Annotated in this window: 20 protein-coding genes; 11 read left to right on the top strand and 9 right to left on the bottom strand. The window is 36.2% G+C overall.

Annotated features, from left to right (window positions below):
• Window positions 1–10 precede the first annotated feature (10 nt).
• Entirely contained in the window at window positions 11–1,189 is a 1,179-nt protein-coding gene (locus NSQ74_RS08200) for a NupC/NupG family nucleoside CNT transporter (protein ID WP_340822632.1), read from the top strand.
• Window positions 1,190–2,078: 889 nt separating this feature from the next.
• Here the strand turns inward: NSQ74_RS08200 and NSQ74_RS08195 are convergent.
• A complete protein-coding gene (locus NSQ74_RS08195) occupies window positions 2,079–2,927 on the bottom strand; it encodes an MBL fold metallo-hydrolase (RefSeq protein ID WP_340822630.1) in 849 nt (282 codons plus the stop codon).
• A 499-nt stretch (window positions 2,928–3,426) separates the two neighbouring features.
• On the opposite strand from NSQ74_RS08195, the gene NSQ74_RS08190 reads away from it, so the two are divergent.
• The 6 genes from NSQ74_RS08190 (at window position 3,427) to NSQ74_RS08170 (ending at window position 11,488) form a co-directional block, all read left to right on the top strand.
• Window positions 3,427–4,371 carry an urea transporter gene (locus tag NSQ74_RS08190; RefSeq protein WP_340822629.1) on the top strand — a complete coding sequence of 315 codons (945 nt, stop codon included), beginning with the start codon at window positions 3,427–3,429 and terminating at the stop codon, window positions 4,369–4,371.
• A 674-nt stretch (window positions 4,372–5,045) separates the two neighbouring features.
• Window positions 5,046–6,713 (top strand): amidohydrolase, encoded by a 1,668-nt coding sequence (locus tag NSQ74_RS08185; protein ID WP_340822628.1) that lies wholly within the window; start codon window positions 5,046–5,048, stop codon window positions 6,711–6,713.
• 470 nt (window positions 6,714–7,183) lie between these two features.
• Window positions 7,184–7,390 (top strand): DUF3311 domain-containing protein, encoded by a 207-nt coding sequence (locus NSQ74_RS23410; RefSeq protein ID WP_401019830.1) that lies wholly within the window; start codon window positions 7,184–7,186, stop codon window positions 7,388–7,390.
• A gap of 19 nt (window positions 7,391–7,409) precedes the next feature.
• Window positions 7,410–8,828 (top strand): sodium:solute symporter family protein, encoded by a 1,419-nt coding sequence (locus tag NSQ74_RS08180; protein WP_340822627.1) that lies wholly within the window; start codon window positions 7,410–7,412, stop codon window positions 8,826–8,828.
• 32 nt (window positions 8,829–8,860) lie between these two features.
• The gene (locus tag NSQ74_RS08175) at window positions 8,861–9,802 is read left to right on the top strand and encodes an AEC family transporter (protein WP_340822626.1); all 942 of its coding nucleotides are present in this window, start codon (window positions 8,861–8,863) and stop codon (window positions 9,800–9,802) included.
• Window positions 9,803–9,814: 12 nt separating this feature from the next.
• Window positions 9,815–11,488 (top strand): amidohydrolase, encoded by a 1,674-nt coding sequence (locus tag NSQ74_RS08170; RefSeq protein ID WP_340822624.1) that lies wholly within the window; start codon window positions 9,815–9,817, stop codon window positions 11,486–11,488.
• A 257-nt stretch (window positions 11,489–11,745) separates the two neighbouring features.
• Here NSQ74_RS08170 and NSQ74_RS08165 read toward each other — a convergent pair whose 3' ends face one another.
• Window positions 11,746–12,468, bottom strand: a complete 723-nt coding sequence (locus tag NSQ74_RS08165; RefSeq protein ID WP_340822623.1) for a GntR family transcriptional regulator — start codon at window positions 12,466–12,468, stop codon at window positions 11,746–11,748.
• A 388-nt stretch (window positions 12,469–12,856) separates the two neighbouring features.
• Window positions 12,857–13,696, bottom strand: coding sequence for a subclass B1 metallo-beta-lactamase (gene bla / locus NSQ74_RS08160; RefSeq protein ID WP_340822622.1), 840 nt, complete (start codon window positions 13,694–13,696; stop codon window positions 12,857–12,859).
• Between the two features lie 203 nt (window positions 13,697–13,899).
• Between bla and NSQ74_RS08155 the strand changes: the two genes are divergently transcribed.
• Both NSQ74_RS08155 and NSQ74_RS08150 read left to right on the top strand, forming a co-directional pair.
• A complete protein-coding gene (locus NSQ74_RS08155; protein ID WP_340822621.1) occupies window positions 13,900–14,589 on the top strand; it encodes an FHA domain-containing protein in 690 nt (229 codons plus the stop codon).
• A 271-nt stretch (window positions 14,590–14,860) separates the two neighbouring features.
• Entirely contained in the window at window positions 14,861–15,850 is a 990-nt protein-coding gene (locus NSQ74_RS08150; RefSeq protein WP_340822619.1) for an aldo/keto reductase family protein, read from the top strand.
• A 65-nt stretch (window positions 15,851–15,915) separates the two neighbouring features.
• On the opposite strand, the gene NSQ74_RS08145 is transcribed toward NSQ74_RS08150, so the two are convergent.
• Both NSQ74_RS08145 and NSQ74_RS08140 read right to left on the bottom strand, forming a co-directional pair.
• Window positions 15,916–16,815: a LysR substrate-binding domain-containing protein gene (locus tag NSQ74_RS08145; RefSeq protein WP_340826425.1), complete on the bottom strand. Its 900-nt coding sequence runs from the start codon at window positions 16,813–16,815 to the stop codon at window positions 15,916–15,918.
• Between the two features lie 183 nt (window positions 16,816–16,998).
• Window positions 16,999–17,973 (bottom strand): MBL fold metallo-hydrolase, encoded by a 975-nt coding sequence (locus NSQ74_RS08140; protein WP_340822618.1) that lies wholly within the window; start codon window positions 17,971–17,973, stop codon window positions 16,999–17,001.
• An 82-nt stretch (window positions 17,974–18,055) separates the two neighbouring features.
• Here NSQ74_RS08140 and NSQ74_RS08135 point away from each other — a divergent pair, with 82 nt between their 5' ends.
• Both NSQ74_RS08135 and NSQ74_RS08130 read left to right on the top strand, forming a co-directional pair.
• Window positions 18,056–19,579 (top strand): amidohydrolase, encoded by a 1,524-nt coding sequence (locus NSQ74_RS08135; RefSeq protein ID WP_340822617.1) that lies wholly within the window; start codon window positions 18,056–18,058, stop codon window positions 19,577–19,579.
• 89 nt (window positions 19,580–19,668) lie between these two features.
• Window positions 19,669–20,439: an IclR family transcriptional regulator gene (locus NSQ74_RS08130; RefSeq protein ID WP_340822616.1), complete on the top strand. Its 771-nt coding sequence runs from the start codon at window positions 19,669–19,671 to the stop codon at window positions 20,437–20,439.
• On the opposite strand, the gene NSQ74_RS08125 is transcribed toward NSQ74_RS08130, so the two are convergent.
• The 4 genes from NSQ74_RS08125 to NSQ74_RS08110 are packed head-to-tail and all read right to left on the bottom strand — an operon-like array spanning window position 20,436 to window position 23,776.
• Entirely contained in the window at window positions 20,436–21,164 is a 729-nt protein-coding gene (locus NSQ74_RS08125; RefSeq protein WP_340822615.1) for an enoyl-CoA hydratase/isomerase family protein, read from the bottom strand. The two genes, NSQ74_RS08130 and NSQ74_RS08125, sit on opposite strands and share 4 nt — an antisense overlap.
• An 11-nt stretch (window positions 21,165–21,175) precedes the next feature.
• Window positions 21,176–21,955 (bottom strand): enoyl-CoA hydratase/isomerase family protein, encoded by a 780-nt coding sequence (locus tag NSQ74_RS08120; protein ID WP_340822614.1) that lies wholly within the window; start codon window positions 21,953–21,955, stop codon window positions 21,176–21,178.
• Window positions 21,952–23,616 carry a CoA transferase gene (locus tag NSQ74_RS08115; RefSeq protein ID WP_340822612.1) on the bottom strand — a complete coding sequence of 555 codons (1,665 nt, stop codon included), beginning with the start codon at window positions 23,614–23,616 and terminating at the stop codon, window positions 21,952–21,954. The genes NSQ74_RS08120 and NSQ74_RS08115 overlap by 4 nt, the downstream gene beginning before the upstream one ends.
• A gap of 16 nt (window positions 23,617–23,632) precedes the next feature.
• Window positions 23,633–23,776, bottom strand: coding sequence for a hypothetical protein (locus NSQ74_RS08110; protein WP_340822610.1), 144 nt, complete (start codon window positions 23,774–23,776; stop codon window positions 23,633–23,635).
• Window positions 23,777–23,815 lie beyond the last annotated feature (39 nt).

Here is a 23,815-nt window from a genome sequence, read left to right as displayed (position 1 = left end):
GAGGTTACATATGCAATACATTATTTCAATTTTAGGTATTCTCATTGTGTTATTTTTGGCTTGGTTGGCAAGTTCCAATCGAAAAGAGATAAAATTCAAACCAATTATCACAATGATTATCATTCAAATTCTATTGTCATTGTTATTATTAAATACAGAATTTGGATTAATCATTATTAAGGGCATAGCTACTGTTTTTAACAAGTTGCTCGAATATGCAGGTGAAGGTGTTTCCTTTGTCTTTGGCGGCTTGGCGAACGAAGGAGAAGCTCCATTCTTTTTAACAGTGTTGCTACCAATTATATTTATTTCTGCATTAATTGGGATTCTTCAGCATTTGAAAATCCTACCATTCATTATGAAGGGTATTGGATGGGTATTAAGTAAAGTAAATGGAATGGGAAAACTTGAATCTTATAATGCTGTTGCTTCATTGATGGTCGGTCAATCAGAGGTTTTCATTACATTAAAAAAACAACTCGGCCTCCTTTCAAAACAACGTTTATATACTCTATGTGCGTCGGCAATGTCGACTGTCTCTATGTCCATCGTTGGTGCTTATATGACGATGCTCGAACCAAAATATATTGTTACGGCATTAGTTTTAAATTTATTTGGCGGTTTTATTATCGCTACAATTATGAATCCGTACCAAATTGACCCTAACGAGGATATATTAGAAATCGAGCATGAAAAGCAATCCTTCTTTGAAATGCTCGGCGAGTATATTCTTGATGGTTTTAAAGTTGCCATTATCGTCGGGGCCATGTTAATTGGGTTCATTGCATTGATGGCTGGATTCAATAGTGTGTTTGAGCTATTGTTCGGCATTTCGTTCCAAAGTATTCTAGGTTATATCTTTGCACCAGTTGCCTTCATCATGGGGATTCCTTTCTCTGAGGCAGTTAGTGCTGGATCAATTATGGCGACTAAACTGGTAACGAATGAATTTGTGGCGATGTTGGATTTATCCGGAGGCGATCATCACTTTAGTGAACGTACAATGGGTATTCTTTCTGTCTTCCTCGTTTCCTTTGCCAACTTCTCATCAATTGGTATCATTGTCGGGGCTGTCAAAAGTCTAAATGAAAAACAAGGGAATGTAGTCGCACGCTTTGGATTAAAATTATTATTTGGTGCTACACTTGTAAGCGTACTATCAGGTATCATTGTTAGCTTAATTTTATAAAAAAGGAAGTGGCGTGCACCACTTCCTCAGCGAGTCGAGACAAAAGGCATTAAGAAGTCATTCTTAATGCCTTTATCTTTTTTAGTAACGGTGCCAGGCACTCAAACAATTCTATTAGTTGGTGGGAGTGGACCGCGGATAGCGAGGGTTGCAGCTTACGCTGTGCCCGCGGAAAGCGTCCGCCCGTAATGGAAATCGACGGCAGAAGTCTTTTATATTTATTTTGACTAAACCTTTTTATCCCATGACCACAATTTTTTTATTAAAAGTAGACTGTTTTCATTGCCTATTAAGTTGATTGGAGTGGAGGGCGGCGACTCCTGGGGGAACGCACGGCACGTAAGACGCAACAAACCGCGCGTTAGCGAGGGTTGCGGCTTACGCCGTGCCCGCGGAAAGCGTCCGCCCGTAACGGAAATCAACGGCAGAAGTCTTTTATATTTATTTTGACTAAACCTTTTTATCCCATGACCACAATTTTTTTATTAAAAGTAGACTGTTTTCATTGCCTATTAAGTTGATTGGAGTGGAGGGCGGCGACTCCTGCGGGAACGCACGGCACGTAAGACGCAACAAACCGCGCGTTAGCGAGGGTTGCGGCTTACGCCGTGCCCGCGGAAAGCGTCCGCCCGTAACGGAAATCAACGGCAGAAGTCTTTTATATTTATTTTGACTAAACCTTTTTATCCCATGACCACAATTTTCTTATTAAAAGTAGACTGTTTTCATTGCCTATTAAGTTGATTGGAGTGGAGGGCGGCGACTCCTGCGGGAACGCACGGCACGTAAGACGCAACAAACCGCGCGCTAGCGAGGGTTGCGGCTTACGCTGTGCCCGCGGAAAGCGTCCGCCCGTAACGGAAATCAACGGCAGTATTTTTATTTTAATTTAATAACCATTTACAAAGTTCGAGATTGTTTCGATTTCGTCTTCTGTCAGTTCTCTTTGTACGTGTTTTTCATATTCCTTAATAATGCTCTGCTTGTCTCCGCCGAAACGATCTGTAAAGTTGGCGATTGTTCGAAGTTTCGCTACTTCTTGATTAAACTCTTCTTTACTAATCGGCTGTTGATGAGAAGGGATATATGTATCCGCATCAAATTGCTCTAATTCATCCAACAAGCGCAGCGTTTCCTTAACTGTATAGTTTTCTTTTACAGCGTAAAGATTAGGATAAATACAGTCAGCAAGGAAAAGAATCTTTTCTTCTTTGATATAGACAACTACTGAATCAGAAGCATGGTCCCCTCCAACATGTTGAATGATACAAGTTACCCCGCCTAAGTCCATTTCCGCACGTTTTTCAAACGTCACATCTGGTAAAACAATCTTAATATCTCGGTGATCTTTGAATTCTTCTTTAATGGCTCTAGCGCAAAATTCAATTTCAATTCCCTCTTTTACTCGCTCATCAATTGCTTCATCAGACCATGAGAACGGAATTAATTTCTCCATTTCTTCTTTTGTTGCTTTGGAAGCGATGGATACAATATTACGTAGTGCTGACAGGCCAAAAATATGATCCCAATGCCAATGTGTTAGAACTACTATATCAGCATTAGGAACCCCCATTTTTAAAAGTTCTTCCTGAAAATATTGTACATGATCTTCCGAGTTACCTGCATCGATCATTAATGTCTTGTTATTGCCAACTACCATTCCTAGAATGGGGCGGTCGGTTTCTGATATTGGCGTGATATACCAAAAACGTTCACCTATTTTGTTAATTGAGTGCATAATAAATTATCTCCTTCCATTTATAATAGTTTAATTCAAAAAGTAATAATTTACTCTTTTGAAGAATTTTTTTGTGAATAAGAAGCAATTGCATGGCGCTTTATTCTACTTCGGTTGATAATATCGGGGGCTTAAAGGATATAAAAGGTTTGGAACTAGAAAGTAAAGGGAAAATAGTGCTTAAATTCATGATACTAGCGAAAATGGTAATTGTAGTACAGGACATATAAACAATCGAACTTCATTTACAAAATTCAAGTTCAATACGATATCGATGTGAAAGTTTCCGCACTGGTCCAATTAAAAAGATGGAGTGAAATTATATTTTCATTCCATCTTTTATTACTTTATAAATGATAAATTAGGTTGTCGAGGTTTTAAATTGCATTTTATACCTTTTTATTTATATAATTACCATATTTAGTATTTAAATTAACCACTATTTTCCACTTAACGTAGGTTTAATTTCAAATACAATGATTTTTGAAGGGGTGATTGTATGTTGAAAAATATGAATAATTATACTTCAAAAGGAGAATTCACTTCCGTTATACTGGCTTCCCTCATAGGATTTTCTCAAGTCGTTTTTATTGAAAATGCCATTTCAGGCTTCATTATTTTATTAGCTATTACGATTTATTCTTATAAATTGGGCATCATTTCACTTTTATCTTCTATTGTCGGCACACTAATCGGAAAAATAGGAGGTGCGCAAGAAAATAGTGTTAGGTCTGGTCTATTTGGATATAATTCTGTCTTAACAGCTTTGGCCATTTCATTATTTTTAACTGGAACTTCTAGGTGGGGCATCGCACTATTAGGAGCAATGATTGCAGCGATTTTTACAGCAACAATGATGCATTTTTTGAAAAATATAGACATGCCCGTCCTTACTTTTCCTTTTATCATCCTAACATGGTTTATCCTATTAGCTTCTTACAAACTAAACGTATTCCATTTAAGTGAATCTTTAGTACCCCAAAGTTTATCTTACTGGCAACTAAATATTGCAGGTGAGTTAAATTGGGCTGTAGGTTTTTTGAATAATATTGAGCAAATCTTTTTTTTGAATCATCCTTTATCAGGTGTACTTCTTTATACCGCTATATTTTGGGCTAGTTGGAAACTTGGTTTAAATGCTGTGATAGGAAGTGTCGTCGCTTTAGTCTTATCATATGGACTTGGAGGAGAACATGCTTTAATAATAGGAGGTCTTTACGGCTACAATGCGATATTAACATGTATGGCAGTCTCTACTGTATTTAGTACCAAATCTAATCGTTTTAGAATTATTTCAGGTATTCTAGCGACATGTGTAACCATACCGCTTACTGCTAGTTTTAGTACTTGGCTTTTACCATATGGCCTCCCTGTTCTAACGATTCCATTTGTCCTTAGTACTTGGCTCTTCTTAGGTGCTAGAAAGGTAATTCCTAATTTGTAAATAGAAAAATTCTTCAGCTGGAGAATTTAAATATTTTATAAGTACGTGATAACGACCAATAAAAAATGACATCTTACATAAATACTGGTCGTTTTGCGTACTTTGTATTTCTATTACCTTTTGACTCACCATCTCTGATCACACCCCCGATTAATTCATTCACAAATCACCAGTAATAATAGCTATAAAAAAATTATATACTAGGAAATAAATCAAACTATCCTCTTCGAAAATGCTCCATAATTCTCTTTAAATAAAACTTATTCTCTTTTAAACTATTTTTATGTTGACAATCGTATTTTAAATTAATATACTATTCCAAATTAAACCATAAAAGGGTAAATTAATCTAACTTAACTGGTACGTACATCACAATAAGTTTACAGCACATAAAAGTTAATCCATTATTCCTACTGTCGTTAAACTCCTTGGTTTACTGGTTGTAGCATTCATCATTATAAGGTTTGTTACTGTCGATCATATAATAGCTCAAACTTTATTAATTCAAGCTACAATGCCTGCTCTAACATTGTCATCTATTTTATTTAGTAAATTTAATGCGAACGATAAATTAGGTGCAATTGTAACAGTAATTTCAACAATTTTTTCTTTATTGTCAATACTATTGCTTCTTTTAATTTTTGTTAAATTAAATTACTTTTAGGAGGAATTATATGATGAAGGTTGATTTACTTATAAGAAATGCAAATATTATCACTTTAGATGCTCAAAGTACTCGTGCTAATGTTGTAGCTTCTTATAGAGGAAGAATTGTAGGAATATGGTCTAAAGCGGAATTTAATAAAGCAAAGGATTCATTAGCTCCAGAAAAGGATTTTAAAAAACTCGATTTAAATGGTGCAACGTTAATCCCTGGTTTCATCGATACTCATAACCATCTATTTATGTATGCTTTAAATAAGGCGCAAGTTGATTGTTCATCTCCGCAAAATAAAAGTATTTCAGATATCCTCTACAATTTAGAGGCATTTCATCAGAAACAAAATGACAGTAGTTGGATTTTAGGTTTTGGCTATGATGATACAATGCTCACTGAGAACCGACACCCTACTAAAGAAGACTTAGATAAAGTAAGTACAGACCGACCTATTATTGTCCGTCATATTTCAAATCATATTGCAGTTGTAAACTCCAAAGTACTGGAACTAGCGAAAATAGATGCTTCTGTGAAAGACCCAGAAGGAGGGCATTTTGGTCGAGATGCATCAAATAATTTAAATGGGGTTTTATACGAACATGTGGCAATGAGCTTTGTTTACGATTATATCCCTGCCCCTTTAAAAGAAGAAGTTATAGATTTAATTCGCGTCGCTGCTCAAGATTATGTTGCTCAAGGGATTACTACTAATACTGATGCAGCAGTTGGGCATTCAGAATACGATATTCATATGGATGTAATAAGAGATACAAAACATCCCATGAGAATGCGATTAATGTTTATGTATAATGTGTTATTGGAAGATGGCTTTTTTGAAAAGTATAATGCAAATCAACTAAATCAAAAAATATTAGAAGACTCAAATGGCATGGCTAAATTAGATAGTGTGAAGCTATTCCAAGACGGCTCGATTCAGGGGCTTACTGGAGCATTACGTCAACCGTATTATAATGATCCAAATTTATTTGGGGACCTTATTTTTCCACAACAAACTTTGAACGATTACGTATTAAATTTCCATAGTCGTGGCTTTAGAATTGCCACACATGGGAATGGGGATCGTGCGATAGGCTCTATCCTTGAAGCCTATCAACACGCACTTGACACTTCTCCAAGGACTGACCACCGTCATCGGATTGAACATGTCCAAACTGCTACACCAGAAGATTTGAAGTTAATGAAAGACTACAATATTGCTGCTTCATTTTTTATTAATCACATTTATTACTGGGGCGACCGCCATAAAAACATCTTTTTAGGGCCTGAAAGAGCAGAAAGGATAAATCCATTGAAAGAAGCAGAGGACTTAGGTTTGTTGTATACATTACATTCGGATTGTCCAGTTACTCCGATTTCCCCGCTCTTCTCAATATGGGCAGCGGTTAATCGTGTGACGAGTGGAGGACATGTACTTGGAGAAGGACTAAAAATTAATGTTGAAACCGCATTAAAATCAATGACAATTTACGGAGCTCAATTAAACTTCGACGAACAAGATTTAGGTAGTATTGAAATAGGAAAATTCGCTGATTTTGCTATTTTAGATAAGGATCCAACAGCAGTTGATCCTATGACCATTAAAGATATCAATATTTTATTTACGATAATTAATGGCGAAATAGTATTTGAAAATAAAGAGTTAGCTTTATCAAAGATTAAATAATTACTATCCCCCAATAGTAACTATTTATAGATGTTAGACAAACTACTGACAATCCTCATCCGTCAGTAGTTTTCCGAATATTACAAAAATAAAGCATCTATTCTATTCCTTTAGACAAATTTTAGTAAAGCGTTGATTTTTTCAAGAAGCTCCCTTTCCGCAAGTACAGCATCGACTAATTTTATTTAACAGAATCTTTTGACTTATTTTTCATTCCATTTTAGAGTCCTAATATTCTCTCTTTCCGCTTCATCCTTGAGTTAAATTACCTATGAAATAATTTATATACTAAACAATATTTCTCTTTTAAATCATTTTTTTCTACTTAAACACTATTATTATGTTGACAACTATATTTTAAATTTATATACTATTCCAAAATAAACCATGGAATTGTAAATAAATTAACTCAACTGGTACGTACGTCATGATAAGTTAAATTTATTTGCTATTTAGAAAGGAGTTATTCTATGTCCCGAAAAACTTTTTTTAATGTCTTAATTGGTCTTGTTCTACCTGTTGCTAGTGTCATTGGTGGGTTAATTTATTTTCGTTACTCTGAACATTTTATTTTAGGTTTTCCAATTCTTTATTTTTGGATGTTCCTGTGGTTCATACTGACATCTATTTGTATTTCTTGTTCTTGGTTTTTCTTCGATAAAAAAAATTATGATTAATTACAAGGTGGGATAGATAATGGCAGTTACAATCTTCATTAGTGTTCTTATTTTTTCTCTAATTCTAGCAGTTCTTTCAAAAGGAAAATCAAAAAAAGACAATGTAGCAGATTATTTAGTTGGTGGCAGATCTTTTAACGGATTTATCTTATTCTTTCTCGCTATCGGCGAAGTTTATAGTATTGGAACAATAATTGGGTTTCCTGGAGGTATATACGCAAAAGGGGCTAGCTATGGAATATGGTTTCTAGGATACATTCTTTTAGCATATCCAGTTGGTTACTTCCTTTCTCCTCTTATTTGGCGGGCTGGTAAACACTACAATGCGATGACCGCTCCTGATTTGTTCAAAAGCCACTTTTCTAGCAGACCTTTAGAGTTACTAGTGGCATGTACTTGTTTACTTTTCCTCATTCCTTGGGGACAGTTACAATTTGAAGGGCTTATAGTAGCCTTAAATGCTTTAGGCTTCGATTTCCCACCTATTATTGCTGTATTCATTGCTGGAACAATCGCATATGTTTATGTTGCGATTTCTGGAGTTAAAGCACCTGCTGTTATTTCGATTTTAAAAGACATTCTGCTATTCGCAGCCATCATTATCGTAGGGTGGGCAGCATTTTCAAAACTCGATGGTGTAAAAAATCTATTTACTACTGCAAAGGAACACGGTGCTTCAGTGTCATTTGGTTCGACAGAACAAGTCACATTTTCAATAACGACAATTATTTTCCAAGCAGTAGCTTTCTATTGTTTCCCATTTATTATAAATGTATTGTTCACTAGTAAATCAGAAGGGACAATTAAACGCGCCCAAAGATTTATGCCACTGTATATGCTTATGTATCCATTCTTAATTGCTGCGGCATATTTTGCTTTAATTGCTTTGCCGAACATCGATAATCCTAACCATGCATTTATTGCAACATCAATTGAATTATTACCTTCATGGGTAGTTGGATTAGTAGCTGCTGGAGCCGCACTTTCAGGGCTGTTAGTACTAGCCGTTATATCTTTAGTAGTCGGTGGTATTTTTACTCGTAACATTGTGACAAGTATTCCAGAAAATAAACAACGCAAATGGTCACAAGTCGTTGTTGTTGTTTATTTATTAATTTCAATGTTGTTAACTGTTTCACTTCCAAGCTTAATGCTCAATCTAATCAACACAGCTTATTTTGGCTTCGGTCAAATATTACCTGGTATTCTTTCAATTATTTTTTGGAAAAGAGCTACAGCTATAGGAGTAGGTGCAGGTATTCTAACTGGTACGGCAATCGCCTTATCCTTCCAATTTGCAGGTATTAGTATATTTGCAATCAATACCGGGCTTATTGCATTATGTTTCAACTTCCCTGTCTTGATTATCGTGAGTCTACTGACATCTAAAAATAAACAGCTGCTCACGCCGATAGTATCTGTGCGCATGGAAAAATAGTTTAATAATGATTGTTTTAGGAAGTGCATGAAATGGAGTATTCTGTTGTTTTTGAATCAATTTTATTAATAGGGTTTATGATTTTAATAGGTGTATTACTCGCTCGCATTACACCTATTAATGATAGTACTCGTAAAACCTATACGCTTATTATCGTGAATGTAGCGATGCCCTGTATTATTTTGTCGAGCATATTTAAGGTAGATATTAGTCCTTCTATTCTTAAAAATATCGGAATGGTATTTGGACTATCAATTATTATATGTTTAATTGGCATTTTACTAGGATGGCTATTGATTACTATTTTTGATAAGGACAGTTCGATTAAACCTGAAATTGCCCTTCTCTCAGGCCTTGGCAATACAGGTTTCATCGGGATACCATTATGTGCCGCGATTTTAGGTCCTAAAGGTGCTTTATATGCTGCAATTTTTGATGCAGGTGTGGACTTAGTAATATGGACTGTTGGCGTTATGCTGCTACAAAAATCGATGAAATTTTCATTTAGCACGTTGAAATCGATGATCAATATTCCAACCATTGCAATTGTATGTGGCTTATTCTTTGCTTTTGTTAATTATCGTCCTCCCGTTATTTTTATTACATTAACAAACCAATTAGCTGCACTTGCATCACCACTTGCCATGTTTTATATCGGAATACTAATAATGTCTGTAAACAAAGCTCAATTTACAGCACTTAAAAGTAAATCAATCATTCCTACATTGGTTAAACTCCTTGGTTTGCCGGCTGTAGTGTTCATCATTATAAGTTTTATTACTGTCGATCAAGTTATTGCACAAACCTTATTAATTCAAGCTACAATGCCTGCTCTGACATTGTCTTCTATTTTATTTAGCAAATATAATGCGAATGATAAATTAGGCGCTATTGTTACTGTTATATCAACAATATTTTCTTTGTTATCGATACCGTTACTTCTATTAATATTGGTTAAATTAAATTACTTTTAGGAGGTCAATAAAATGTTAAAAGTTGATTTACTTATTAAAAATGCAAATATTATTACTTTAGATGCTCATAGTACACGTGCTAATGTTGTAGCTTCTTTTGAAGGAAGAATCGTAGGAATATGGTCTAAAGATGAATTTAATCAAATTAAAGATTCATTAATTTTTAAACAAGACATGAATGAAGTAGATTTAAATGGCGCAACGTTAATCCCTGGTTTCATCGACACACATAACCATCTATTAATATATGCGCTAAACAAGTCTCAAGTAGATTGTTCCCCTACAAATAATAAAAGTATTACCGATATCATCTATAAGTTAATGGAGTTCCATAATAAACGAGCTGACAGCAGTTGGATTTTAGGCTTTGGCTATGATGATACAATGCTAATAGAAAATAGGCACCCTACAAAAGAAGACTTAGATAAAGTAAGTACGGATCGACCTATATTTATCCGCCATATTTCAAATCATCTGGCAGTTGCAAACTCAAAAGCACTGGAAATCGCTGAGTTAGATGCTTCTATTCAAGACCCAGCTGGAGGTCATTTTGGTCGAGATGAATTCAATAATTTAAATGGTGTTTTATATGAGCCAGCTGCCATGGACTTAGTTTTCAATAGTATACCTACTCCATCGAACGAAGAAGTAATTGAGTTAATTCGAATAGCTTCACAAGATTATTTAGCACAAGGAATCACAACGAATACAGATGCAGGGGTTGGATTAACATTAGGTCCAATCGAATACGATATCCATATTGAAGCTTTGAAAGAAAAAGCACATCCAATGAGAATGCGATTAATGATTATGAATGATTTGTTATTGGAAGGTGGCATTTTTGAAAAGTATAATGCGACTCAACTTAATGAGAAAATTTTAGAGGATTCTAATGGCATGGCCAAATTAGATAGCGCAAAACTATTCCAAGATGGTTCGATTCAGGGGCTTACAGGCGCATTACGTCAGCCATATTATAATGATCCGAATTTATACGGGGACCTAATTTTCCCACAACATATTTTGAACAATTACGTATTAGATTTCCATAATCGAGGCTTTAGAATAGCGACACACGGCAATGGAGACCGTTCCATAGGCTCTATCCTTGAGTCATATCAATATGCACTTGATACTTCTCCAAGCAGTGATCATCGTCATCGAATTGAACATGTTCAAACTGCTACACCTGAAGATTTAAAATTAATGAAAGACTACAATATCGCTGCTTCATTCTTCATTAATCATGTTTATTACTGGGGCGATCGCCATAAAAATATCTTTTTAGGGCCTGAAAGAGCAGAGAGAATGAACCCACTCAAAGAAGCTGATGATTTAGGTTTGTTGTATACGTTACATTCAGATTGTCCTATTACGCCTATTTCTCCACTCTTTTCAATATGGGCCGCAGTTAATCGCATGACGAGAGACGGGCATGTACTAGGTGAAGGACAAAAAATAGATGTTGAAGGTGCGTTAAAATCTATGACAATTTACGGTGCCCAATTGAATTTCGACGAACAGGATTTAGGCAGTATTGAAATAGGGAAATTAGCTGATTTTGCAATTTTAGATAACGACCCTACAGACGTTGATCCGATGACGATTAAAGATATCACTATTTTAGCTACGATTATTAATGGTGAATTTGTATTTGAAAGTAAAGAATTAGCTTTTTCAAAGTGAAAATAATTACTATTCCCCAATAGTAACTATTTATATATTATTAAAAAACTACTGACTCCCCATTTGTCAGTAGTTTTCTGTTGCCAAACAAAAGCATCTGTTATGGGCCTGTAAACTTACCTTTTTTAAAAGTTGATTTCCATTCAAGAAGCTCCCTTTCCGCAGGCACGGCTTCCACTCCAATCAACTAGTAACGCCTACTTAATAAAAAAATCTGTCTCATTTTGAACATTTAAGTTCAAGTTCATTATCCATTGTTACTGCTTTTTTAAACGTTGAGATTTGAAATGAAAAGCATACATACCTGGATTATAATCCGCAATACAATATTCAATGAGATCGCCATTAATATCATAAACAAAGCGATTCAGGTGGAGTGAATTACTGTTTTCTTTAATATTAAGCAATTTACAATCCTCTTTAGAAATAGGCTTACTCGTAATCACCTCATCCGCATCATGCAATTGTATATTCATTTCATCCTCTAACAAGTCATATAACGTACCACTTTTAATATCCAGTTTAGAAAGCTTTTCACCAATTTCTATTGGATAGTATTGTGTCTCAATGGCTATTGGCATATCATCTGCATAACGTACCCGTTTAATCAAATATGCTTCAGCTAAATTGATCGCTTCTTTTACTTCATCAGAAACCGTAATAATCCCATGTTTAATTAACTTCGTCCCCGGCTTCATCCCCATATTCTCAATACTTTTAGTCGTACTAATTAGATTACCCAACCAGTAATGAACGGGTTTTCTAGTAATATATGTACCTTTACCATGTCTTTTCTCCACAATACCATCTATTACTAATTGTGAAATGGCTTCTCTTACTGTACTTCTACTAACATTATATTCTTCCATTAATTCACGTTCGCTTGGTATTTTACTTATATATATACCTTGATTAATTTTCTTTTCGACCATTTTTCTTAACTGTATATGGAGAGGTATTGGATTATTTGAGTTAATCATTATTACACTCCTTTCAATAGTAAGTTTGTATAGGGTTAATTGGATTGCTAGACATATTATTATGAATCCTAAAAGTAACTGCATACCCATGATAATCATTTTTAAGCGTTACTGCTATTATATCTAGTCTCATCAGACCTCGTCCACATCATTCCCTCTTAAATTAATCTATAAGCACTCTCCTTCTTCAAAAGCTCAAATAAATTACATAGAGCCATCTATATTTAGATGGCTCTATTTTTGTTCTATATTTTAAATGCATAATAGTAATTACTATATTATTAACGCTCTATACATGATTACAGCAAATTGATTTCTTGTAGTTATTGCATGAAGCTCTATTTAAGCCTCTTTCCGATATGAACAGTCTCACACTTGTTTCCGCTTCTTATTTATTAGCCAATTCATAGTTTTTCAAGTTTTCTATTGTATGAGAAAGAAGTGAAAAGTCGCCCCAATTCTTATGTCCTGGAATAACTACCTTTGCTTCTGGATATTTATTAATAAGGTTTTGCATTGTATGAGGCCATGCACTCATATTTGCTTCATCAATTATCCCAACGTTATCCTGTTCAAGTGCAAAAATCATATCGCCAAATAACATTTTATATTGAGGTAACCATACGACAATATTATCTCTTGTATGAGCTTCACCTGGATAATATGTCTCTATAATAACTTTGCCTGCTTTAAATACAGGGTTTCTATCCAAGTTAGTTTTAATTTGAGGATATCCTTCATCCTTTATCATTTTTGCAATAAAAGATGTACTTTCAACTGGAATTTTAGCATCCAATAAAGCTTGGATACCGCCAACACGGTCAATTTTATGATGAGTAATAATCGCTTTCTTTACACGTTTATGGAAATTTTGTTCAATCAATGTTAATAATTCATCTGCTAATTGGTCATTCCACGTGGCATCTATAAGATAAAGTCCTTTAGATGAGTTAATAAGCAGACCGTTTGCTGGCACTAAATAGCCATCCATATTTTCATAGGTCGTGTGGACCCAAACCTCATTATTGATTTTTGTTAATTTAACTGAACCATCCTTGTTGCTAATTTCAGTTTGATTTCTGCCTTTTAAAATCCCTTCATTTTCCTCACTTTTGGTAGATGCGTATGTTTTAGATTTTTCTATTGGAAATAAAAAAGATCCAATAATCACTGCGAAACTTAAAACACACAGTAAAACTTTTTTTGAACTTATTATTTTTTTCTTCATGTTTCTAACTCCTCCTTTTCCTTGTTCATTTTAGATTGAGATATTGCCCTGTTCAATAACAGAACGCTAACAAAACGCTAACAGTACAAGAAAAAAGAATGACTATTACCTAGATAAAGAACCGATTCTTTACATTTCAAGTTCATATGATAAGATACCCTTTGCATACTTTAAACTAAATTTGTTCCTTAAGGAGTATACAGATGTTAAATCAGGATGTTTATATTTCAATAAATAAGGGAGAAACACTTACTAAACAAAATAGAATTTTTATTACAAATACTGAAATTGTATTAGGGCGTGAGGGGAGAGATTTTATACCAGACGTTTCTTTTACTAGTCAATACATTTCAAGAAAACACGCTTTAATTGGTGTTGAAAGTGGAAATTATTATATTATCGATCTTAAGAGTAAACACGGAACAGAAATAAATTATACTAGCATTGAAAAGAACAAACCTTTTTTCCTTCACGATAGGGATGTTATTAGTTTAGCTCAAGGCACTTCGGTTCTTACTTTCCATCATCATTCGAAGAGCAGCCTTGATAAAACGCTTGAATTACCTATATTACAAAATGACAATATGGATGATTCTATTGGATTAACTATTAATATTGAACGAAGAGAAATACTTATTGACGGTGTTCAAATTTATCTTACAAGTAAAGACACAGGGCTATTTTGGTTGTTACATCAAAATAAAGGTTGTGCAGTAAGTTATGATGAAATAAAAATTACCGTTTGGCCTGAACGAATTTTACATAAAAATGAAAAACCGGACGTAGGACGTGAAGAAATTAATATGCTTGTATATAGATTAAGAAAGAAATTAGGTAAATACGGGAAATATATTAATTCGGTCCCACGTTACGGATATATATTAGACTTGTAAGCATTACACTACATAGCCTATTTTTAAATAATGTTGTACGGGCATTTTAAGAAATTGTTGGGATATCTGCCCCTCCGATAAAATCCCTTATTTACCTTCCGTCATTGTCCAAGCGATGTGATGCTTCCCAACAACCTTGCAAACTGCTAAATACACAGAATGCCCTTATCGTCTTATATATATTTTATATAAATCACTTAGTAAAAATATATTATCCATGTTAAAATCTGGTCTTTATAATGAAGGTATCACTATTAAAGGAGGAATTGGAATGGAGTTTAATAAACTTGGCAATAGTGGATTATCTGTAAGCAAGATTGCATACGGCAACTGGATAAATCACGGGGGCAAAGTAGATGAAGATACTGCAAATGAGTGTGTGAAAGCTGCACTAGATGTTGGTATTACAACATTTGATACTGCGGATGTTTATTCAGATACGAAAGCTGAAGAAATACTGGGTCGTTCTTTAAATGGTATACGACGCGAGAGCATTGAACTTTGCACAAAGGTATGCCATCCTACTGGAAACGGGCCAAATGATAGAGGTTTATCAAGAAAACACATTTTTGAAAATTGTAATGCCTCTTTACGTAGGTTGCAGACTGATTATATAGATGTCTATTATGCACACCGGTTTGACCCAACTACTCCCCTTGAAGAAACAATGTTAGCCTTCGCAGATCTTGTAAGACAAGGTAAAGTTCTATATATCGGGGTAAGTGAGTGGACATCAGAACAAATTACCCGTGGTGCAGCACTTGCACGTGAATTGAATATCCCTCTTATCGCAAGCCAACCCCAATATTCAATGCTGTGGAGAGTTATCGAAACTGATGTAATCCCAACCTGTCAACGTGAGGGACTCGGACAAGTAGTATGGTCGCCTTTAGCACAAGGTGTTCTCACAGGAAAATATTTACCTCAACAACCAGTACCAACACAATCCCGTGCTAACTCTTCAGCTGGTAAACCATTTTTTAATAAACTTGCACAACGTTGGATGGATGACAATGTTCTTACTGCTATCCAAAACCTAAAACCTATCGCACAACAGATTGATCTTTCCCTTGCTCAGCTCTCAGTAGCTTGGGTGCTACAAAATCACAATGTTTCATCAGCAATTATCGGGGCATCGAGTCCAGAACAGGTAAGAGAGAATACCGTAGCTGCTAGTGTCAAACTAGAGCCTGAAATAATGCAGCAAATTGATAAAGTATTAGACGGTATCGTTGAGTACGATCCAAGTAAAACAGGTTGAGTTTATGCATGATAAAGCTTGAACTAACTAACAATACTTCCTACCCATCCCATGTGGATGGGCTTTTATTTTTGATGGTCTAGATGTAATAGCGAATATACCTCTCTAACAACTGTTAGGAACTGTTCTACAACTGAAGATGTTTCATTCTTTCTCCATCCAACATATAGGTTTACTTTTGGTGTAGTTTGTTGGATTTTTTTATAGATAACACCAGGACGTTTATAACTTTCTACAGACGAAGGGACGACAGAAACGCCCATTCCTGTTGCAACTAGATTAACAATTGTATGCATTTGAATAGCTTCTTGAACTACATTTAAATTTACGCCATGCTCCCAAAAGTAGCTAATAATTAAATCATAAAAATTTGAGCCCATTTGACGCGGAAACAAAATAAATGGTTCACCAATTAACAACTCGACTGGAATTTCGGACAATTTGGCAAAAGGATGATCTTGATGTAAAACTACTGTTAAAGATTCTTCAGAACAAACTTCAGAAGATAGTATTTCGTTATTCTGGTTAGACCGAATAAATCCAATATGAATTTGTTTTTCATTAAGTGCCTTTATTTGTTGCTCCGTTGTCATTTCACGCAACATAAGATTGATTTTAGGAAAGCGTTCTCGAAATACATTCAGCACTTCTATAACAATTTCTGTGGAATCGACAAAACCGATTACTAAGTTCCCTATTTTACCTTCAGCAGCAAGCTGTGTTTCCTCTATTGTTCTTTCTAACTGCAACAACGTTTGTTGAGACCCTGCTAAAAATATCTTTCCAGCATCCGTCAGTTCAACCATTCTTTTTGTACGATGAAAAAGTTGTACGCCCAATTCTTCTTCCAATTTACGAATTTCTTGGCTTAAAGGAGGTTGTGCCATTCTGAGACGTTCTGCTGCACGACTAAAGTTCAATTCTTCTGCGACCATTATAAAATAGCGAATTTTCCTAATATCTATTTTTATGCACCCCTTCTGAAAATCCAATATGAAACTATTTACATTAATTTTAGCATAATCTACCATTTTATTATTTAAGAAAAGAACTATCTTAGTTTTTTGACAAAAATAAAAATAAGTATATTCTTGCCATATCGGCAAAAATACACTTAATTTATCATGAAAAATATAGTGCGCATACGCCTAACAAAGTGTAAATGGCTTTTCAACTGTCAAACTGCTTCGATAAAAATTGTAACTTTGACCTTTACACTTTCGTACTAAATAATTGCGTTCCATTAAATAATGTACAAAGGTAATCACTTGAATAAATGCAGCCCCTCGAAGCTCTGCAGGCTTATGTGCATATACCTGATTCGTAATTTCGTGTGCTGTCGCCCCATCCTCAGGTATTGCATTTAAAATTTGCTGACATTTGTCAGTATAATGAACCATCAATCGTGATACGCGCTCATTAAAGTCTTCAATTTGTGTCCCATGTGCCGGCAATGCATCATGAATTTTCAATTGACCTAAGCTTTCAAATGTCGCTAAATATAAGGCAAGAGGATTTTGCATATGTGTAGAAGGCATAACAATCGGGTTAATAATTTCTAATAAATGATCACCTAAAAATAACACGCCTGCCTCTTTTTCATAAAAGCAATAATGATCTGGCGAGTGTCCAGGTGTCCAAATTGGCTGTAAATTAAATGTTTCACTTTCAATCATTTGATGCTCCGAAAAAATAACATCTACATGTACTTGGAATGGTTCGAATCGATTAAATACCGCAGATGCCTCTTTATCTTGCACCATCCCATAATCAGCCAGAAAAGATAAACTTCCATCCTCAGTAATTCCGTTTTCAAAGCGTTCCCGTCTGCTCGTAAATTCCTCGTAACTTCGTTGAGACATCCAAATAGTTGTCTCATACTCATCTTGGAGCCATTTTGCCAAGCCAAAATGATCAATATGCAAGTGTGTGATAAGTACACGATTAACTCGTCGTTGACCAATGACCTGCCGCCATATTTCTTTCGACTCAGCATTATCGTCACCTGTATCAATAATTGTAATTCCAGAAGGCTCTTCAATTACATAGCAGTTAACACTACGTAAATCATAAGGAATCGGCAATGTAACAACTTGCCAATTTAAAAGCTTTTGATTTTGCATTTTTACACCCCTGCTTAATTATTCTATTATTCTGTCTTTTTATGTTAAGATAATAGCACTTCTTATGGAAAGGAGCCAACTTATGGTACAACAAATCGATCTATTTATTTATAATGCCGTTATTTTAACACAATCAACGTCTGTACCAATCGCTACAAGTATGGCCATTCATAACGGAAAAATCATTGCTCTATTTGGGCATAATGATTCTTCACCCTATCAAGCTAAAATAAGTATTGATGCACAGCAAAAGGTAATTTTGCCTGGTTTTATCGATGCACATTGTCACTTACAAGCGATGGTTAGCGAACAGTTTAGTATACATATACCAACATCATACGAAACGAAAGAGGCACTTTTTGCATATCTTCGTAAGCAAATTTCACCCATTCCAAACGGTAATTGGGTTCGTATTAATGGCTATCATCCTTTTCATTTCCCCCATATAGAACCTTTATCTATGGCAATGTTGGATGAGCTTTCTACCAATCACCCAATCCGTGTACGCTATGTAACGCGGCATACATCCGTGTTAAACAGTAAGGGTTGGGACTATTTCAAACAAGCTTTAGAAAATCATCCTAATGACGGCATCCATATTGAGCTTGATTCACTTGGACAGCCTACAGGTATTATTCATGGAGCAGATGCTTTACTAAATGAATCTGTTTTACCGAAATTACCTGAAGAACAGTGGTTAGTGGGCATAGAAGCTTTACAAGCAAAGCTTCTATCTTTAGGGATTACTACTGTTTGTGATGCATCTCCAACTACATCAGTATCTCAGCTTGCAATATGGAAAAAAGCTGCTCAACACTTTTGGAAAATTCCAGTTCACTGGATGACCGGTAGCCCACACTTTGATGACCTAGCAAATCATCTACAACCTATACCAATATTTAAACGGAATGCCTTAAAAATTGTGTTGGAGACAATGCCAGAAATGTATCCTACAAAGGATGCCATTGTACAAATGATGAAACAAGCATTTCTCGCAAATAGCCCTGTTGCAATTCATGTTGTAAATCCCGAGATGGTTTGGCATGCTATTGATGCATTAAAAACAGTACGTCAGCAACTCCCTGAAGTAAACGGAATTTGTCGTTTTGAACACTTAAGTTTATGTCCCGAAGCTTTTTTCGATATGATACATGAACACCAAATACAGGTTGTCACAAATCCTCCGTTTATCGATATTCATGGAGATCGGTACTTACAGCAAGTAGACGATAATGAACACTGTTGGCTCTATCCAGTGAATTCTTTACTACAACATGACATAACAGTCGCAGCTGGTTCAGATGCACCCGTTGCGCCTATCTCCCCTTGGCTTGGTTTGCATGCTGCATGTACAAGGCAAAGTAAAAATGGCTTACAAGTAAATATACGAGAGGCTGTTTCAAGACAAAATGCGCTTAACCTTTATACGACTCATGCCGCTTTAGTTATCGGTGAGCAACACCAAATAGGGCAACTTGCACCAGGCTTTGACGCTAATTTTATTATTGTTAAACAACATCCTGTAAACTGCACCCTTTATCAGCTCCAAAACATGCAAGTATTAGAAACATGGATTGCTGGTGAGCGACTTTATCATTCTTCATAACAAATATTGTATTTCGAGCAACATATATATATAATAAGTACTTAATTGCTATAATCGCAATTTTCTAAAAACGGAAAGGTGTGAAAACTATGGATAATACTAAAACCGTCCACCGATTAAGCACTGTGGATAATGCCATCTCATTACTCACATTATTTTTAAAATACCAATCAATCGGGCTAGTTGATATTGAGCGCGAGCTACAAATTAGTAAAACAGCGGCTTTTCGTTTAGCAGTTACGTTAACTGACCGTGGTATGCTATTAAAAAATTCCGAAAATAAAACGTATCAGCCAGGGCCAATTATTTTCCAAATCGTCAATCGCTTTCATTCGCCAGATATTGTCTCTATTGCCCAGCCATACATGGTGGAACTTGCAGCTACAACAAAGGAGTCTGTTTACTTATCTATACGCTCCGGTAATAAACACCTCTTTTTATCAGGAGTTGAAAGTGAACATGCCTTAAAAGTAACCACTCCACTAGGAGAAGAATATGAATTATATTACGGCGCTATCGGTAAATTACATATGGCCTACATGTCGCCTAAAGATTTACAAACATATTTTAATCGCACTACCTATATCCAACATACAGAAACAACCCTAGATATTGAGCTTCTAAAACAACAGCTCTCCACTATCAAGCAAGATGGCTATGCCTGGAGCCTTGGTGAACGGGCAGATGGTATGATTGGTGTTGCTGCGCCTATTTGGGGAAATAGTGAAGAGCCTGTAGCCGCGCTAACGATTCTTCTCCCTCTTTCCCGTTTTAATGATGACATTAAAGAACAAATGGAAAAAATCGTGCAAGAATATACAGCAAAAATTACACAAGACTTTCTTGAAAAGCAACACTAGCCATTTGCAATGAACTGTTGCTTATAACTTTCCTTTACAAGGGTTTGTTCAAATGCAAGCCCTTGCTCTAAAGATCGATCCATACCACTAGAAATTAATCGTTTAATTTGCTGTGCTGTCTTAGGATACGTCGTTATACGCTTCATAAAATTTAATACTTCATCAAATAAATGCTCTTCTTCAAAAATGTCCGTGACAATTTGACGAGCCTTCGCTTCCTCAGCTGACAAATAATAACCTTTCATCGCAAAATCGATTGCCCAACCATGACGCATTAATCGGGGTAGGCTTTGTGTTCCGCCAGCTGCCGGTAACATACCTAGTGCACATTCAGGCAAAGAAATTTTTGTTTTTGGTGCTGCAAAACGAAAGTCGCAAATCATCGCCATCTCAATGCCAGAGCCAACCGCAAAGCCATGTAAAATAGCGGCAATCGGCTTAGAGCATCGACGGAATTCATCCCAAATATCATGCTGAATCCGAATTTTTCGCTTTTCAATGACGGAAGGTATTGTGCCAAATTCTTTTAAATCTGCACCAGCACAAAATCCTTTGCCATTGCCTCGTAAAATAACGCCATCGATTGTAGGGTCAGCCTGTACGGCTAAAATTTGTTCATACAGTGCATCACGCATCGCCACACTAACAGCATTTAATTTTTCAGGGTGATTCAATGTAATAATGGCTATATTTTCATCTCGCTCTAATAAAACGATTGATTCCATGTCATCTCCTCCTACTCTCCAATAAAATATGGCTTGCGCTTCTCTAAAAATGCCTGTACACCTTCCATACGATCACGTGAAGTTTGTAATAATAAATAGACATCTAACTCTAAACGTAAGCCTTGCTCAAATGGTAGCTCGCTTCCACGATATAAGCATTCCTTCGTATATTGTAATGATAAAGTAGAGAGCTCGCTTAGACGCAATCCTTCTGCACAAGCCGATTGCCACAGCTCCTCACGTGTTACTTGTATCGTTGCTAAGCCTAGCGCCATCGCTTCCTCCGCAGTTACAGTAGACTGACCAAGCAAGACATTCATTGCAGCACCTTTACCTATTAACCTTGGCAATCGCTGTGTAATGCCTCCCGCTGGCACTAATCCGTAAGCTAATTCAGGTACCGCTAATTGCACATCCTCCGCAATTATTCGGATATCTGCAATACAAGCAAAGCTAAATGCTAATGATGTACATTGCCCATGAATCGCCATAATAATTGGATATGGTAGCTTTGCCCATAGTTCAAGTGCTTCTGTTGCAAGGCATACTGTCTGATATTGTTGTGGAACATCTTCCTCTACAATCGCAGGGAGTCTACTGCCAATTGAAAACTCATCTGCACTCGAACCGACAACAACTACTTTAATATCCGTTGCATCACGCAAATAAATAGCCACATCTCGTAACTCTTGAATAAAGGGTGCATGCCATTCATTTTGTGTTTTACTGTCTATTAGCTGTATGTAGGCAACGCCTTGCTGTTTGGCTATATTGATAAATTGATAAGTCATAGTGAATCCCTCTTTTCTTTGGAATAATGTGTCTTGTAATAAGTTGTATGCTCACCAAAATAAGGGGCTCTTCCTTTCTGTTCTTGCCACGAATTTGGTGTTTCTACTATTATATTGTCATCACATTTATGCATTGTTTTGACACATGATGCATCAGATGTATGCTTATAAGGAACCCAAGCTACCATCGTCGCTACTTCATATTGCGAAACATCAATCATATAGGCTGCATGCGTTGTTGTTTGTTCATACAAGGCAAGAATAATCGAAAAGGCACCCATAACACCTGCTAGCATGTCACTTATTGAAAATAGTGGTAGCGTAGGGGTTCCTGTATAATCTAATGTTTGTGCTACTATTCCACTCATTGACTCTAGTGTGGACCCATAGCCTACATAATCTCGATAAGGTCCTGTTTGACCAAATGCGGATAACGATGCATGAATAATTGACGCATTGTGTAGCTGTAGTACATCATCTGTCAAACCAAAATTCCCCATTACACGCGGGCTAAAATTATTAACGACAATATGGCTGTCTTCAATGAGACGTAACAGTATCTCTTTATCTTCCTCCACGTTCAAATCTAAAATGACTGATTTTTTATTGCGATTGAGCTCTTCAAAAAATGGCGTTGACCCCGACTTACCACGAATGCCATCTGGCCGATGTGGCGCTTCGATTTTAATTACTGTAGCTCCTAAATCTGCAAATAATCGTGTACAATACGGACCAGCCCACATCGCTGTCAAATCCACAATTTGTAACTCCTTAAAACTGGTAAAAGAAAAGGGCTGGTTTGCTGCCAGCCCTTTTGACATGATCCATGGGGAACGGATGATGCGTTGTTGTTTAATAAAACCTCTACTTTTATGTTGGGGACATTGTATTACTTCCTGATGCGATTGGACATTAGCAAATGGCAATCGAAACGTTTGCCCAAGTGTCATTAGCTCTTGCCGTAATTGACTTGAACTCCACTTACTTAGTGATGCCTCGATATCACTTTTTTGCAACCGTCTTTCAAATTGTGTCATACAAGTTGGCAAATCTAATTGTGCCCAACGAGTTAAAAATGCCCACTGTTCATCACTTGGCGCACCAATGAACAGATGACCATCCACAGCAGGGGTTAGCATCATCGGCACAATCTCTTGTTCTTCTTTCGTAAACAGTCGACCATGTAGGGCACTCGCTAAAATCGAGGCTACATGCACCACTACTGTGGATTCGCGCCGCCCTTCAAGTAACTGACAAACTGTGACAAAAGCAATATGAGCTGCCACTAATAATGAGGCGGGGAAACCTCCAATGGCAATAGAAGGGGATGTTTCTTGCTCACTTTCTTTAAGCCAGCCTGCTTTTACTTGTAGTTCACGCTCATCACCTGTTTGAAAAGAATGAAAGTTAATGAATACTGTGACTGCTTCTGGAAAACACGCATATCTCCACATACTGTCGTCCGTTAGTACAATATCCCATTCACTCACTGTTTGTACCGATGATGTAAGCACCTTCTGTGAATCACAAAAGAAAGGTTGCTTCAAACTTACTTTTTCTACATAGGCTCCTTGCAGCCGTAATAATTCAGCAGCAAAACTCGTTGCATGCGTTGTCGAAAGTTCTAGAATTCTACAGCCCTTAAGTGTTTGCTGCTTCATAAAACGACCTCCTATTTTAGTCCGCTGTTGGTAATGCGACTGGTTTTTTCACCTGCATATTTTTGTTACAGCATTGTACAGAACCTTCACCGGATTTGATGCACATTACTTCACTTCCGCATTCCAAACATTCAAAGCGTTTTCCTAATTGATTCGCCATCGTACATCACTCCTTACTTTTTCTCACTAATCTTCTGCC

The organism is Lysinibacillus sp. FSL W8-0992 (genome assembly GCF_038008685.1).
In the GTDB taxonomy this organism is placed as follows: Bacteria; Bacillota; Bacilli; order Bacillales_A; family Planococcaceae; genus Lysinibacillus.
This window is presented reverse-complemented; position numbering and strand designations above follow the sequence as displayed.

Excerpts from the sequence above, each read along its gene's own strand:
- NSQ74_RS08190 (WP_340822629.1), top strand. The coding sequence starts at position 3,427 with ATGTTGAAAAATATGAATAATTATACTTCAAAAGGAGAATTCACTTCC.
- NSQ74_RS08150 (WP_340822619.1), top strand. The coding sequence starts at position 14,861 with ATGGAGTTTAATAAACTTGGCAATAGTGGATTATCTGTAAGCAAGATT.
- NSQ74_RS08130 (WP_340822616.1), top strand. The coding sequence starts at position 19,669 with ATGGATAATACTAAAACCGTCCACCGATTAAGCACTGTGGATAATGCC.
- NSQ74_RS08155 (WP_340822621.1), top strand. The coding sequence starts at position 13,900 with ATGTTAAATCAGGATGTTTATATTTCAATAAATAAGGGAGAAACACTT.
- NSQ74_RS08175 (WP_340822626.1), top strand. The coding sequence starts at position 8,861 with ATGGAGTATTCTGTTGTTTTTGAATCAATTTTATTAATAGGGTTTATG.
- NSQ74_RS08115 (WP_340822612.1), bottom strand. The coding sequence starts at position 23,616 with ATGAAGCAGCAAACACTTAAGGGCTGTAGAATTCTAGAACTTTCGACA.
- NSQ74_RS08170 (WP_340822624.1), top strand. The coding sequence starts at position 9,815 with ATGTTAAAAGTTGATTTACTTATTAAAAATGCAAATATTATTACTTTA.
- NSQ74_RS23410 (WP_401019830.1), top strand. The coding sequence starts at position 7,184 with ATGTCCCGAAAAACTTTTTTTAATGTCTTAATTGGTCTTGTTCTACCT.
- NSQ74_RS08195 (WP_340822630.1), bottom strand. The coding sequence starts at position 2,927 with ATGCACTCAATTAACAAAATAGGTGAACGTTTTTGGTATATCACGCCA.
- bla (WP_340822622.1), bottom strand. The coding sequence starts at position 13,696 with ATGAAGAAAAAAATAATAAGTTCAAAAAAAGTTTTACTGTGTGTTTTA.
- NSQ74_RS08165 (WP_340822623.1), bottom strand. The coding sequence starts at position 12,468 with ATGATTAACTCAAATAATCCAATACCTCTCCATATACAGTTAAGAAAA.
- NSQ74_RS08125 (WP_340822615.1), bottom strand. The coding sequence starts at position 21,164 with ATGGAATCAATCGTTTTATTAGAGCGAGATGAAAATATAGCCATTATT.
- NSQ74_RS08135 (WP_340822617.1), top strand. The coding sequence starts at position 18,056 with ATGGTACAACAAATCGATCTATTTATTTATAATGCCGTTATTTTAACA.
- NSQ74_RS08110 (WP_340822610.1), bottom strand. The coding sequence starts at position 23,776 with ATGGCGAATCAATTAGGAAAACGCTTTGAATGTTTGGAATGCGGAAGT.
- NSQ74_RS08185 (WP_340822628.1), top strand. The coding sequence starts at position 5,046 with ATGATGAAGGTTGATTTACTTATAAGAAATGCAAATATTATCACTTTA.
- NSQ74_RS08120 (WP_340822614.1), bottom strand. The coding sequence starts at position 21,955 with ATGACTTATCAATTTATCAATATAGCCAAACAGCAAGGCGTTGCCTAC.
- NSQ74_RS08200 (WP_340822632.1), top strand. The coding sequence starts at position 11 with ATGCAATACATTATTTCAATTTTAGGTATTCTCATTGTGTTATTTTTG.
- NSQ74_RS08140 (WP_340822618.1), bottom strand. The coding sequence starts at position 17,973 with ATGCAAAATCAAAAGCTTTTAAATTGGCAAGTTGTTACATTGCCGATT.
- NSQ74_RS08180 (WP_340822627.1), top strand. The coding sequence starts at position 7,410 with ATGGCAGTTACAATCTTCATTAGTGTTCTTATTTTTTCTCTAATTCTA.